This window comes from Streptomyces sp. NRRL F-6492 (genome assembly GCF_001280125.1).
Taxonomy (GTDB): Bacteria; Actinomycetota; Actinomycetes; order Streptomycetales; family Streptomycetaceae; genus Streptomyces.
The window spans coordinates 97,498-111,074 of sequence record NZ_LGEG01000255.1 but is presented as its reverse complement, the minus strand read 5'-3'; the positions used below and the strand labels follow the sequence as shown (position 1 = coordinate 111,074).

At 72.6% G+C, this 13,577-nt stretch carries 10 protein-coding genes and 1 pseudogene; 7 read left to right on the top strand and 4 right to left on the bottom strand.

What is annotated here, in order from left to right; translation table 11 throughout:
• The first annotated feature begins 157 nt into the window (after positions 1 to 157).
• Both ADL08_RS29160 and ADL08_RS29155 read left to right on the top strand, forming a co-directional pair.
• A complete protein-coding gene (locus ADL08_RS29160; RefSeq protein WP_159043149.1) occupies positions 158 to 3,481 on the top strand; it encodes a hypothetical protein in 3,324 nt (1,107 codons plus the stop codon).
• A gap of 145 nt (positions 3,482 to 3,626) precedes the next feature.
• Positions 3,627 to 5,363: an FG-GAP repeat domain-containing protein gene (locus ADL08_RS29155; RefSeq protein WP_107092152.1), complete on the top strand. Its 1,737-nt coding sequence runs from the start codon at positions 3,627 to 3,629 to the stop codon at positions 5,361 to 5,363.
• Positions 5,364 to 5,454: 91 nt separating this feature from the next.
• On the opposite strand, the gene ADL08_RS29150 is transcribed toward ADL08_RS29155, so the two are convergent.
• From ADL08_RS29150 to ADL08_RS29140, 3 genes are read right to left on the bottom strand one after another with little or no spacing between them, the layout of a single operon-like run.
• Positions 5,455 to 6,060: a GNAT family N-acetyltransferase gene (locus ADL08_RS29150; RefSeq protein ID WP_053648245.1), complete on the bottom strand. Its 606-nt coding sequence runs from the start codon at positions 6,058 to 6,060 to the stop codon at positions 5,455 to 5,457.
• A 38-nt stretch (positions 6,061 to 6,098) separates the two neighbouring features.
• Positions 6,099 to 6,680: an HAAS signaling domain-containing protein gene (locus tag ADL08_RS29145; RefSeq protein WP_053648243.1), complete on the bottom strand. Its 582-nt coding sequence runs from the start codon at positions 6,678 to 6,680 to the stop codon at positions 6,099 to 6,101.
• Positions 6,677 to 7,048 carry a PadR family transcriptional regulator gene (locus tag ADL08_RS29140; protein WP_053648242.1) on the bottom strand — a complete coding sequence of 124 codons (372 nt, stop codon included), beginning with the start codon at positions 7,046 to 7,048 and terminating at the stop codon, positions 6,677 to 6,679. Before ADL08_RS29140 ends, ADL08_RS29145 begins: the two co-directional genes overlap by 4 nt.
• A gap of 61 nt (positions 7,049 to 7,109) precedes the next feature.
• On the opposite strand from ADL08_RS29140, the pseudogene ADL08_RS29135 reads away from it, so the two are divergent.
• Positions 7,110 to 7,613, top strand: a pseudogene (locus ADL08_RS29135) (GNAT family N-acetyltransferase); the annotation flags it as partial.
• Positions 7,614 to 7,843: 230 nt separating this feature from the next.
• Complete coding sequence (locus ADL08_RS29130) at positions 7,844 to 8,440, top strand: VanZ family protein (protein ID WP_053648239.1); 597 nt, start codon at positions 7,844 to 7,846, stop codon at positions 8,438 to 8,440.
• On the opposite strand, the gene ADL08_RS29125 is transcribed toward ADL08_RS29130, so the two are convergent.
• On the bottom strand, positions 8,394 to 10,703 hold the full coding sequence (locus tag ADL08_RS29125) for a YfhO family protein (RefSeq protein WP_053648237.1): 2,310 nt from the start codon (positions 10,701 to 10,703) through the stop codon (positions 8,394 to 8,396). The two genes, ADL08_RS29130 and ADL08_RS29125, sit on opposite strands and share 47 nt — an antisense overlap.
• Before the next feature lie 125 nt (positions 10,704 to 10,828).
• Between ADL08_RS29125 and ADL08_RS29120 the strand changes: the two genes are divergently transcribed.
• The 3 genes from ADL08_RS29120 to ADL08_RS29110 all read left to right on the top strand — a co-directional run bounded on the left by ADL08_RS29120 (position 10,829) and on the right by ADL08_RS29110 (position 13,564).
• Positions 10,829 to 11,824, top strand: coding sequence for a glycosyltransferase family 2 protein (locus ADL08_RS29120; protein ID WP_053648282.1), 996 nt, complete (start codon positions 10,829 to 10,831; stop codon positions 11,822 to 11,824).
• A gap of 80 nt (positions 11,825 to 11,904) precedes the next feature.
• Positions 11,905 to 12,585: a SurA N-terminal domain-containing protein gene (locus tag ADL08_RS29115; protein WP_053648235.1), complete on the top strand. Its 681-nt coding sequence runs from the start codon at positions 11,905 to 11,907 to the stop codon at positions 12,583 to 12,585.
• 19 nt (positions 12,586 to 12,604) lie between these two features.
• On the top strand, positions 12,605 to 13,564 hold the full coding sequence (locus tag ADL08_RS29110; RefSeq protein WP_053648232.1) for a nucleoside triphosphate pyrophosphohydrolase: 960 nt from the start codon (positions 12,605 to 12,607) through the stop codon (positions 13,562 to 13,564).
• The last annotated feature ends 13 nt before the right edge of the window (positions 13,565 to 13,577 follow it).

The following is a 13,577-nucleotide window of genomic DNA, read 5'->3' as shown; positions in this document are numbered from 1 at the left end:
TTTTTCTGCCGGGGGAGTCTTCTGTGTGCTGCCGAGAGTGAGTTGGGATCTGTCATGCAGGGATGTCCACTCTTCGGGTTAGAGTCCCCGCCAAAGAGAAACAGAGAGTCTTTCTCGCCCCTTGTGAAAAGCCATGCACTCCGGAAGGCACCAGTACATGCGCACCACCAGACTCAGACGTGGCAGCAGAGCGATGGCTCTGGCGATGGCCGCGACCGTGGCCCTGCCGGTCTCCGCAGCCGTCGCCCGGACCACTCTGCCCGTGGCCTCGCCCTCGGCCTTGCCCGCAGTAGCGGAGAAGACGGACGCGTCGCGGACGCCATCTGCGCTTTTCGAGGAGGCCGCGTTCGGCGAGGCTGCCAGGACGGGCAAGCAGGTCGAGATTCTCGACCGCCGGCAGGAGAACACCGAGTTCTTCGCCAACTCCGACGGTTCCACCACCCGCCGCTCTTACGGCATCCCGAAGTGGACGCGATACGACGGCATGTGGCGCCAGACTGATCCATCGCTCATACGGCAGCCGGACGGCTCGGTCGGACCGACAGCGCCCACCTTCCCGATCACCTTCTCCGGCGGTGGCAACCAGCCGCTGGCCACGATGGTCAAGGAGGGCAAAAAGCTGGCCCTCACCTGGCCCGCCGCGCTTCCCGAGCCGGTCCTGGACGGCGACAGCGCCACGTACCCGTCGGTCCTGCCTGGCGTCGACCTCAAGCTCATCGCTGAGGTCAACGGCTTCGCGCAACATCTGGTCATACACACGCCCGAGGCGGCGGCCAATCCCGCCCTGCGCAGCATCGAGCTTGGGCTGGAAACCGACGGCGTCACCCTGAGCGAGACCTCCGACAACCGGCTGCTGGCCAAGGACGAGAAAGGCGAAACGGTCTTCAGCGCTCCCGTCCCGAAGATGTGGGAGCAGCCCGCCCTCCCGGCCGAAGAGCAGCAGACCGTCGTCGCCTCGAAGACGGCCGCGCGCTCCGCTGCCGCCGGGTCCGCGCAACCCGACAGTGCGCCCGTGGCCGTGGATATCAGCGGAAACTCGCTCACGCTCGTACCGGACTCGGGCCTTCTGGCCTCGGCCGACCAGTTCCCGCTGGTCATTGACCCGGTCTTCGAGGACGGGAACCGCGAGAAGTGGGCGGTGGTCTACTCGGCCACGCCCAACGCCACCTACCCCAACGGTTCGGGATGGAACTCCTCCAACCCCGCCGACGAGCCCCGGGTCGGGTACAACGGGACCGGTGACACCGCCTCGTTCTTCGCCATGAACACCAACGGCCTGGAGAACGCGACCATCAGTGACGCCAAGTTCGCCGTCATCCAGACCCACTCCTACGTCTGCGACTCCTCGGTCGGCCCGACCGAACTGTGGTCGACGGGCAGCATCGCCACCACCCCCACCTGGAACAGTCAGCCTTGGGGCAGCAAGCTTGCCTCCGGTTCGTTCTTCGGCGGAAACGACCAGTACTGCCCCGGCGACAAGGGACACGACTTCGCCAGCGCCGCACTGACGGCCTACGTCCAGCAGGCCGCCAACAGCGAACTGGGCACCCTTTTCCTCGGGATGAAGGCCCCGAGCAACTATGCGGGCAACACCAACGCCTACAAGCGGTTTCGCAACAACCCCGTTCTCGAGGTCGACTACAACTACAAGCCCGTCGTCACCGGCAAGTCCGCCTACGAGGGCTACTACGTAGAGTCCGGCGACGGCAATGTTCCGGTCGGCTGCGGTGGACGCATCGGCAACAGCGGCATCACCCTGAACGCGAAGATCAAGGACGAGGACGGTGGGAAGGTTACGGCCCACTTCACGGTCAAGAACTCCAGCGGCACCGCCGTCTCCTTCGCGCCCAACTCCGACAGCGTGAGCGGTTCAGGCGAAACCAGTGTGCTGGTGCCCTATACGAAGTTGGGCAACGGCACCTACACCTGGAGCGTCTACGCCAAGGACAACGAGAACACGACCAGTGCCGCCACCGCATCCTGCTCCTTCAGCGTCGACCTGGTAGGCCCCAACAAGCCTGTCACCGTTCTCGACGCCGACGGAACGAAGGCTGGCCAGGCCACTGACAGCTACGCGGCCCGGGTGCCTCGCCAGTTCAAGTTCACCAACACCGTCAGCGACGTCGACGGCTACTGCTGGGCCATGGACCGCCCTCTGTCCTCTGCGACGACCCCCCGCTGCCCCAACGGCACCTGGGTCGACGCCGGCACGGATGCCAACCACACCGCGACCGTGACCATCACGCCCTTCGCCCACCCCGTCGCCAAGCTGAACGTCGTCGCCTATGACAAGTTCGGCAACCGCTCCATGCTCGCAGGAGGCGATGACCAGGTTCACCTCACCACAACGTCACCGACATTCGTATATGAAAAGGAAAATTCCGACCCCTCTATCGGCAGCAGCAAGCACGATCGGCCTGGGGACCTCAGCGGTGACGGTTTCGCAGACTTCGTTGCCACCGATCCCGACGGAAAGCTCTGGTTCTACCCCGGTAACGGCACTCTCGGTTCCATGGGGACCCGCCAGAATGCCGGCAGCGGCGGTTGGAGCGGAGCGCTCATCGCCCACCGCGGCGATTTGAAGGGCATGTCGTCCAAAGACTCGACGCCCGACGGCTACGAGGACTTCCTCGTCCGCCTGTCCGACAACAAGCTCTATGTCTACCCCGGCAATGGAGTGGGATCCCCCTGGTACTACACCCGCAAGGAACTCGCCCATCCTTCCCGGGGATCGAACTGGAGCGGTCTGCGCCAGATGCTTCTCCCCGGCGACATCGACGGCAATCAGGGCAATGACCTCATCACCGTCGAATGCATCTACGACGCGAGCAAGAACTGCGGCAACGCTCGGCTCATCCTCTACAGCGGCATCGCCGTCGGCGGCGGTGGCCAGAACCAGGCACAGCCCTTCGACTGGGGTAACCCGGTCGTCCTGGGTACCGGTGGCTGGCGCGACCTCACCAACCTCGCCGTCGACGACGTCAACGGTGACTCCTACGCAGACCTTGTCACCCGCGATCCCGGCGACGGCAAGCTCTACCTCTACCCCGGCTGCCTCAACGACGCGTCTAAGTGCCCGGGCAGTGACTACAAACTCCTTCAGCGCAGTGTCTACGGCACCGCTGGATGGACCCAGCGGCCCTTCCTGACTTCCCCCGGCAACATGCAGGGTGCCCTTGCGGACGCCACGGTCACCGTTGGACCTTCCCCCGACGCTCCGCCTGGCCCCGGCAATGAGGCCAAGACCTATGACTTCAAGCGGTTCATATCTACCGCCGGCCAGGAACAAGGCGACTTCTGGGCCACCACGCCCGCCGACCCGAACACCCCGGTTCAGTACGTTGATTCGGCGGGAAGCTGGACGAGTACGCTCTGCCCCACTGGATGCCTCCTCACTTACCCCGGTACGCCCACCGGTCACGGGTCACCCCGTCTCTCGGGTACTGCCGGGTGGGCCACTGCGATCACCGGCATCTTCTAGTCGGCCCTGATCCATTCGTCGGACGGCCGGCTTGCCGTACCTCTCAGGAAGTACGGCAAGCCGGTCCGTCTCCCGCTCCGCCACCGCCCGACCTTGCCAGGGCACCCCGACGCACCGGCATGACCACACCTTTCGTGAAGGACGTATGAGACACATAACCCGCCGGACGGCCATGCTCAGCGCGGCCACCGGACTCCTCACCGCGGCGACCCTCCTCGCCCCGCACTCCGCGACCGCCGCCGACGAGTTGCGGCTGTCCGGTTATGACGTGGTGGCGGCGCCGGGATCCGTGCCGCGCTTCTATCCCGCCGTGGAATCCGGGAGCGTCATCGGCAAGGTGGTCGTCGCCGTCGGCACGCAGCCGATGGCCGATCCCGCCGGCGCGGGCGCGGGCCTCCCCGAGGGATACGCGCTGAGGGGCAACGAGTGTGCGCAGCCCGCGGGTTACACGGGCGTCTTCGTCTGCGACGGGCCGACGTACCAGAAGCCCGACGTTCTCGTTCCCCGGGGTGCCGGGGACGCGACCCTCTACTGGGGTTTCGCCCACATGCCGACCGGTGGTGACCTCGCCGCGGCCGTGAAGGAGGCCCGCGGCGCGGGCGCCCTCCCGGCGGACGGGCGGCACGGCACCGGCAAGGTCACCGTCAAGTCCCGCGCGCACGCGCTGCTGAACACGGTCGGCTTCGACCTCCCGGCCGTTCCGGACGGCGGCACGGTCCGCCAGCAGCTCCGCGTCCACGCCAACGACACCGGGAGGCTGACCCTCCGCTTCGCCCGCGCCGAGAACCAGCTGACCCGTGACGCGCCGCCCCTCCGCATCGGCCGTGTCACCACCGGCTCCGGCGCCACCTGCGAGATTCGCTACGCGACCCTGCCCGACGACCTTCCCAACGTCGCCTGCGCGCTCGAACCCGGAGACCACGTCATCGGGTACGAGCTGACCGCCGGTCCGGGGCAGTACGCCCAGAAGCTCCAGGCCCACACCCGCTACGACATCTACGACCTGGGCGTCTGGGACGAGTCCGACGTCAAGCGGATCAGCGCTCCCTTCCTCGCCCGAGGCCGTACCGTCCAGCCGTGGCACGGTCTGCACGCCCGCGACACCACCGGCAGGCTGTGGGAGTACGACGGCACCCGCGCCGCCACCGCCCCCCTCTCCCCGCGCGACGAAACGGGCTCGGGCTGGCAGACCTACAACGCGATCAGCTCCCTCTCCCCCTACGCGCAGGGGCCCTTCTCCCGGGACGCCGTCCGTCCGTCCGCCGCCACCCGGGGCCTGGGCGACCTGGTCGCCCGTGACGCGTCGGGAACCCTCTGGTACTACGACCGCCAGTTCGTCGACGGCAAGCCGCACGCACCCCGCGTCCGCGTCGGCTCCGGCTGGAACGCCTATGACAGGGTCACCGGGGCCGGAGACCTCGACGGTGACAGGCTCGTGGACCTCGTGGCCCGTGACAGGTCCGGCGTCCTGTGGTTCTACGGGGGTACCGGCAGGCTCACCGACGGCAACCGCTTCAAGGCACGCGTGCGCGTGGGCGGGGGCTGGCAGGGCTACGACCGGCTGGCCGGCGGCGCGGACCTGAGCGGCGACGGGCGGGCGGACCTGCTGGCCCGTGACACGTCCGGGGGTCTGTGGCTGTACGAGGGCACGGGCAAGGCCACCGCCCCGTACGCGGCTCGCGTCCGGGTCGGCGGGGGCTGGCAGGGATACGACCAACTCGTCGTGACCGGAGACCTCACCGACGACGGGCGGGCCGACGCCGTCGCCCGCGACAGGACCGGGGTCCTGTGGTTGTACAGGGGCACCGGCAAGCCCACCGTCCCCTTCGCGGCCCGCACGCGCATCGGCGGCGGCTGGAACACCTACGACCTGCTCTTCTAGGGGCGTTGCCGGGGGCTGAGACGGCCTTCGTGCCGGAGTGCGGAATCGGCGCTCCGGTACGAAGGCCACAGGAAGCGGGTGTCGCGAAGGATCAGGCCCGCGGCGCGCGCCGCATCGCCCACAGGACCGGGCCGCCGCCCGGCAGGCGGAACTCGTCGCGGACGACGAAGCCGAAGTGCTCGTACACCGGGAGGTTGTCCGGCTTGGAGGACTCCAGGTACACCGGCAGGCCCGCCGCGTCGGCCTTGGCGAGGCCCGAGCGGAGCAGGGCGGAGCCGTGGCCCCGGCCCCGGGCGGCGGGGTCGGCGCCGACGACGGCGAGGTACCAGTGGGGTTCGGCCGGGCCGTGCCCGGCGGCGGCCGTGACCGCGTCGCGGAAGGCCCCGGCCCGGTCGCCCAGGATCTCCTGGAGCTCCCGGACGGTCTCCGCGTCGGGGACGGCCTTGTCGGCGCCCTCGGGCGACACCCAGAAGGCCGCCGCCGCGTCGGTCCGCTCGCACACGCCGTGGAGGCCGTACTGGCGGGTGAAGAGGGTGGAGAAGTAGCGGCCGAGGGCCGCCTCGCGGGTGGTGTCGTCGGGGAAGAACCAGCGCATCATCGGGTCGTCGCCGAAGGCGGAGGCCAGCGTGCGGCTGACCGCCGGTGCGTCCTCGATTACGGCCGTCTTCGGTGCGTTCGTCAGGGGCATACGGGTCATTCTGCACCCGTGTCGATCTTGGTCGGCCGGGGGGTGCCTCACGCGCGGGCGGTCCGGCGGGCCGCGCGGATCAGGCGGATCGCCGCCGTGACGGGGAGGACGGTCCCGGCCGCGAGGAGGACGAGCAGCTCGATCACGCCGATGCGTCCCGCCCCGCCGAGCACGACGCCGAAGACGAGCGTGAGGGGGGTGAGGGAGGTGAGGACGGTCGCGAAGACCTTGGTGCCCCGCTCCCACGCGTCGGACGTCCACAGCATGACCAGGCCCGCGATCAGCGCGACCATGCCGAGGAAGGGGTGGGCGTACCCGGCGACGCCGGTGACGCCGAGGACGACGGCCGTGTGGGTCGTACGGCTCTTGGCCGTGCCCTCGGGCCGGGGCGCGGCGACGGCGGCCTCGGGCTCCTCCGCGCGGGCGGCGGCGACGATCGCGGCGGGGCTGCCGAGCCGTTCGAGGGCGGCGCGGACCGTCTCCGGGGCCCGCTCCTCGCCGACGGCGACGTCGAGGTGTTCGCGCAGGTCCGCGACGAGCTCCTCGCGGCGCCCGGCCGGCAGGAAGGACGCCTCCCGCTCGACCGTGGCCAGGTAGTCGGTCACGAGGGGGTGCGCGGTGCGGGTCATGCGGAACCTCCGGGAGATGCGGTCAGGAAGTGGTCGACGCCGTCGCGGAAGCGCGGCCAGTCCTCGGTGAACTCGGCGAGCGCGGCCCGGCCGGACGAGGTGAGCGTGTAGTAGCGGCGGGCGGGCCCGGTGGCCGACTCGCGCAGTTCGGTGTCGACGAGACCGTCGCGGCGGAGCCGGGACAGCAGGGGGTAGATCGTGCCCTGGCTGGTGGTCATGACGCTGACGGCGGCCAGTTCGTCGAGGATCTCGACGCCGTAGCGGGGGCCGCCCCGGAGGAGCGCCAGGACGCAGTACTCCAGGACGCCCTTGCGCAGCTGTACGGCGACCTTGCCGGCCGCCTCTGACCTTGCTTCGCCAGGAACCATGTAATGCAAGATACTCCGGAGGAGGGGGTTCGATCAACGGTCCTCGTGCGACGATCCCCCGATGAGCGAACCGACCCCGGGGCCCGGCACCGTACGGACCGCACGACTCGACCTCGTCCCGCTCGCCGTCGCGCACGCCGGGGAGATGGCGGAGGTCCTGGCCGATCCCGCCCTGCACGCCTTCATCGGGGGCGCCCCGCTGAGCCCGCCCGAACTGCGGGCGCGCTACGAGCGGTTGACCGTTGGGTCACCGGACCCGGCCGTGACCTGGCACAACTGGGTCGTACGGCTCCGCGCCGAGGACCGGCTCGCCGGCACCGTGCAGGCGACCGTCACCGACGGCGGCCGGACCGCCGAGGTGGCCTGGGTCGTCGGCACGGCCTGGCAGGGGCGGGGCATCGCCCGCGAGGCGGCCGGGGCCCTGGTCGCCCTGCTCACGGCCCGGGGCGCGCGGACCGTCGTCGCCCACGTCCACCCCGGCCACGCGGCCTCCGCCGCCGTCGCCCGCGCGGCCGGACTCGCCCCCACCGACCGGGTCGAGGACGGCGAGGTCCGCTGGGAGCTGCGGACGGCCCGACCGGATGCGCCCCGACCGGACGTACCCCGACCGGACGCGCCCCGGCCAGACGCGCCCCGACCGGATGCGCCCCGACCGGATGCGCCCCGACCGGATGCGCCCCGACCGGACGTACCCCCGTCGGACCCGGTCCGGTCCGACGCGTCCCGGCGGGGGCTTGGGAGCCGGACGTCCGGGTAGCCGCCGGAGGAGAACGTTCCGGGAGGGCTGTGGTGGGAATGCACGGAGGCGAGATCCTCCTCTCCGTCTGTCTGACGGTGATCGCCGTCGTGATCGGCGCCCGGCGGGCGCGGCGGGAGGCGGAACACCCGCCGTACGCCGGCCGGGGGAGGAGCAGGGCGGTCTTCGCCGCCGTGGCGCTCCTCGCCCTCGTGCCGTTCCTGCTCGTCACGCTCTCGCACGGGTACGGGACGGAGGGCAGGATCTCGGCGGTCCCGTTCCGGGAGATCCTGGACGCGTCGGCCCACGCCGACGTGGACCTCTCGGACGTGCGGGCCGTCAACCTCGTCGGCAACGTCCTCCTGCTCGTCCCGTTCGGCGCGGCCGCCGCGTTCGTCTGGCCGGGCCGCCGCCGCGTGCTCAAGACCGCCCTCACCGGGGCGGCGCTCTCCCTCACCGTCGAGGTGGCGCAGTACGCGCTCGCCCTGGGCCGCGTCACCTCCGTCGACGACGTCCTCCTCAACACCTCCGGCGCCGCCCTGGGCGCCGTCCTGGTCCGGCGCTGGAACCGGCGGGCGCGGCCGGAGCGGCCGGGACGGCCGGGGCGGCTCAACCTGCCGATGTCCTCCGGCGCCGGAGGAAGGACCCGGGTCTGACGCGGAACAGCAGCGCCAGCCCCGCCACCGCCCCCGCCGCGAGCCCCGCCCGCAGCCCCGGCGGGCGGAAGGAGCAGGCGAGTTCCGTGCGGCCGGCCCCGAGGGGGACCGCGAGGAAGCCGCCGTACGCGCGCGCTCCGGCGCCCTCGCAGCGCCAGCCCGCCGTGCGCGGGACCGCCACGACCGCCGTGCCGCCGCCCGGCGGGAGGACGGCCCGCACGCCGGACGGGGTGACCTCGACCGAGGTCGCCGCGCGGGCGCGCAGCGCCGTGACCGCCGCGCGCAGACGGGCGTGGTCCAGACAGCCGAGCTCGCCGGGGCCCGGGAGGACCGGCCGCAGGCCGGGGGTCCGCTGGAGGCCCAGGGACACCATCGCCGCCTGCCGCTTCGGACGGCCGCCCAGGAGGCGGACCTCGCGGTCGCCCAGGCGGGCCGGGCCCGTGGCGTCCGGGGCCCAGAGGAAGACCTCCGTGCCGACCCGGCACGCGCCCGCGTGCGGAGCCTCGTACACCCGGGAGCCGAGCAGGAGTTCCTGGTTGCGGAAGGGCGAGGGGCCGTAGGCCGGGGGCGGGCCCGGCGGCCGCACCGTCACCAGCGGCAGGAACACGTCCGTACGGACCACCGCGCCGTCCCGCCAGCGGGCCCCCACCCCGGACAGCGCGTCCGTCACCGGGTTGTCCGGGCCGAGCAGGTTCCGGCCCCGCGAGGTCCAGCCGCCGCCGAGCGCGGTCAGCGTGGCCGTGAGGACCGCCGGGGTGTGGCTGCTGTAGTACGCGGCGCCCTGGCCGCCCAGGAGCAGCGGGTCGTTGCCCGCGACCCGGGGCAGGCCCGGGTCCGTGCGGTACGCGGGCCAGCCGTCCGCCGCCGCCATGGCCGCCGCCCGCCGCTCCTGCTCCGCGCCGAGCGGCGGGTAGTCGTCGAGCCGCGCGAGCCGCTCCCGGTCCGCGTACGCCGTCGTCGCCGACGCCTGCCCGAGCAGCGTGCCCGCCACCAGGAGCGCGGCGAGCACGCCGTACCGGCCCCGGCGGGGGAGGAGCAGCGCCGCCGCCACGGCCGCGAGGCCCGCGCCCGCGAGGACGAGCGCCCAGGAGGTGAGGACCGGGCTCGGCAGCGCCGCGAGCGCCAGGGCCAGGACGACCGCCGAGCCGCCCGCCACCGCCCGGCGGCCGGGCCGCCCGTGCGTCAGGGTCGTCCAGGCGGTCAGGACCAGGACCCCGGAGAGGACGAACGTCTGCCGGTACGGGCTGCCGTTCGGCGTCGCGAAGGCGTGCCAGAGCAGGTGCGTCGGGCCCCACTGCATCGACGCCGCCACCGCCGCGCACAGGCCCGGCCACAGCCACCGCTCCCGGCCCGGCACGTCCCGGCGGAACGGCAGCGCCCCCGCGAGCAGGAGGACCGCCGTGCAGACGAAGGCCGCCGGGGTCGCGAAGCCGTACGTCACCGGGAGCAGCCGGGCGAGGAAGTCCGTCCCGGCCACCGGGGCGAACTCCCGCACCAGGCCCGGGTGGGCGTGCCGGGAGCCGAGCAGGACCGGGAGGAGGAGCGGGGCCGCCAGACCCACCCCGATCCCGGTCGTCACCGCCGCCCGCGCGAGCGTCCGCCCCCGGAAGGAGCCCGTCGCCGCGAGCCGGACCAGCAGGACCAGGGCGGCGCCCAGCGTCGCCATGTACGCCGTGTAGAAGTTCGCGGTCCAGCAGACCGCCACCACCAGCGGGCCGAGCAGCGGCCGGCGCCCCTCCCGCACCCACTCGCCCACCAGGCAGAGCAGCGGGAGGGCGATCAGGCCGTCCAGCCACATCGGGTTGTACGTGCCCTCCGCGAGCGACCAGCCGCACAGCGCGTACGAGGCGCCGAGCACGGCCGCCCACCACCACGCCCCCGGACCGAGGCGGCGCAGCAGGAACGTCATCGCGGCCGCCGCGACCGCCGTCTTCAGGACGGTGATCGCGTACACCGCGTACTCGACGTCCCCGCGCGGGAAGAGCGCCACCAGCGGGGCGAACGGGCTCGACAGGTAGGTGCCGTAGTCGGGCAGGAAGGCCGTCCCCCAGCCCGCCCGCCAGTCGAGGAGGAGACCGCCGTCCGCCCGGCCCCGCAGCAGGTCCCACAGGTGCGCGTGGAACGGCGTGAACTGGTTGGCGAGGTCGTTGACGGCCCGGTGGCGCGGCCCGAAGGGGAAGACCCGGGCGACGGCGTCCCCGCCGCAGACGGCGGCGGCGGAGAGGAGGGCGGCCAGCAGGCAGGCGCGTCTGGTGTTCGGCATGACGGGTCGAATATGCCAGCGAAAACGGGTGAGGCCGGGGCCCGGAAGGGCAGTTCACGCGATGGCCTCCTGGAGGCCATCCGTCCGGACCGGTCGGGTCACCGCGCTCCGTTGTCGTGGTCCGCGTGCTGCTCTCGATCGTCGTGCCGTGCTTCAACGAGGAGGACGTCCTCGCCCGCTTCCACGACCGCGTGACCGACGAACTCGACCGCTTCGACGGCGAGTTCGAGATCGTCTACGTGGACGACGGCAGCCGGGACGGGACCCTCCCGCTCCTGCGGGAGCTCGCCGCGCACGACCCGCGCCGGACCCGCTACCTCTCCTTCAGCCGGAACTTCGGCAAGGAGGCCGCGATGCTCGCCGGGCTCCGGCACGCCTCCGGCGACGCGGTCGTGATCATGGACGCCGACCTCCAGCACCCTCCCGAGCTGGTCCACCGCATGGCCGCGCTGCACGCCGAGGGGTACGACCAGGTCGTGGCCCGCCGCACCCGCGACGGCGACCGGGTCACCCGCACCCTCACCGCCCGCCTCTACTACCGGGCGATCAACCGGCTCGTGGACGTCGAGCTGGTCGACGGCGTCGGGGACTTCCGGCTGCTGTCCCGCCGGACCGTCGACGCCGTCCTCGACCTCGGCGAGTACAACCGCTTCTCCAAGGGCCTCTTCGCCTGGGTCGGCTTCCGCACCACGACCTTCTCCTACGAGAACGCCGTCCGCGAGCAGGGCCGCTCCAAGTGGTCCTTCGGCAAGCTCCTCAACTACGGCCTCGACGGGCTCCTCTCCTTCAACAACAAGCCGCTGCGCGCCGCCGTCCACCTCGGCCTCCTGCTCCTCGTCGTCGCCCTCGGCTACGCGGCCTGGATCGTCGGCGACGCCCTGGCCCACGGCGTCGACACCCCCGGCTACGTCACCCTCCTCGTCGCCGTCACCGCCCTCGCCGGCGTCCAGATGGTGATGGTCGGGCTCATCGGCGAGTACGTCGGCCGCATCTACTACGAGGTGAAGCGCCGGCCCCACTACCTGCTGAAGGAGACCGGGGGCGAAGGAGGGGAACGCGCGGGGCGGGCCGACACCCGGGTGACGGGTGAGTCGTTGTGGGAAACAGTCGCTCCGAAGTAGTGGCTCCGGCCCCGGCGACTCCCTACCATCGATCACCGCAAGGTCGTTCAACTGACGCACGACCAGCCCGGGAGGCTCCTTTGCACCGCCGCACGCTCCGCCGCACGCAGCCCCGCCCGCACCGCCGCACGGCGCTCGCCGTCTCCGCCGCGCTCCTCGCGGCGGCCCCGCTGCTCACCGCCTGCGGCGGCGACGCCCACCCGGGGGCCGCGGCCGTCGTCGGCGGCGAGCGCATCGACGTCGCCAGCCTCCAGGCGCAGGTGAAGGACGTCCGGGCCGCGCAGGCGGCCTCCCCGGAGTCCGCGCAGCTCGTCGCCGCCACCGGCGACCTCGGCCGCCGCAAGCTCAACAGCATGATCTTCGACCGGGTCGTCGAGAAGGTCGCCCGCGACAACGGCGTCACCGCCAGCCGCGCCGAGCTCCAGCAGACCCGCACCGCCTTCGTCCGCCAGAGCGGCGGCGAGGACCGGCTCGCCGCCGCCCTCCTCCAGGAGCAGGGCGTCGCCCCCGGCCAGATCGACGGCGTCGTCCGCCGCAACGTCCTCCTCACCAAGATCGCCGCCAAGGTCGGCGCCGACGACAGCCCCGCGGGCCAGAAGAAGCTGACGGACGTCTTCACCGCCGCCTCCAAGGACCTCGCCATCGACGTGAACCCGCGCTTCGGCGCCTGGGACGACGCCCAGATCCGGCTGGCCGCCGCCTCCACGCCCTGGCTGCGGCAGATCAGCAAGGCCCCGGAGGCCGTCGGTACCGGTGCCTGAGGCCGGGTAGGTTCGAGGGGTGACTTCCGAAAGCCCCGGCCGCGTCGTCCTGCTCACCGCCAGCCACCGCGTGGCCCCCGGACTCCTGTCCTGGCCCGCGTGGCAGGCGCTGCACGCCGCGGACCGGGTGCTCTGTCCCGACGAGCACCACCCCCAGCTGCCGTACCTGCGGGAGGCGGGCGTCGCCGTCGAGCACGCCCTGCCCACCGCCGAGGAGCTGGTCGAGGCCTGCGCCGGGGGCCGCACGGTCCTGCTGCTGCCCTCCGGCGAGGGCGACCGGCGCCTCACCGACGGCCTCGCCCGGCTCGCCGGCTCGGGCCGGGTCGCGATGCCGGAGCTCGAACTGCTCCCCGGCTCGTACGACCTGCCCGGCGCCCGCCTCCTCGACCTCGTCCAGGTCATGGACCGCGTCCGGCGCGCGTGCCCCTGGACCTCGGCGCAGACCCACGAGGGGCTCGTGAAGTACGCCATCGAGGAGGCGTACGAGCTGGTGGAGGCGATCGAGGACGGGGACAGGACCGCGCTCCGGGAGGAGCTGGGCGACGTCCTCCTCCAGGTCGTCTTCCACGCCCGGATCGCCGAGGAGGACCCGGAGGAGCCGTTCTCCGTGGACGACGTGGCCGGGACCCTCGTGGAGAAGCTGATCCACCGCCACCCGCACGTCTTCGGGGACGAGACCGCCGAGACCCCCGAGGAGGTCCACGCGCACTGGCAGCGGACCAAGGCGGTCGAGAAGCGGCGGGAGTCCGTCACCGACGGCGTGCCGCTCGGCCAGCCCGGCCTCGCGCTCGCCGCGAAGCTCGCGGGCCGGGCCCGGTCGGCCGGCCTCGACGTGCCCCTCCCGGCGGACGGGGACGTCGGCCGCGAACTCCTGGCCCTCGCCGCCCGCGCGGAGGCGGCGGGCGTCGACCCGGAGACGGCGCTGCGGGCCGCCGCCCGGACGTACCGGGACGCGATCAGGGCGGCGGAGGGGCTGTGAGGCCGTAGGGCCG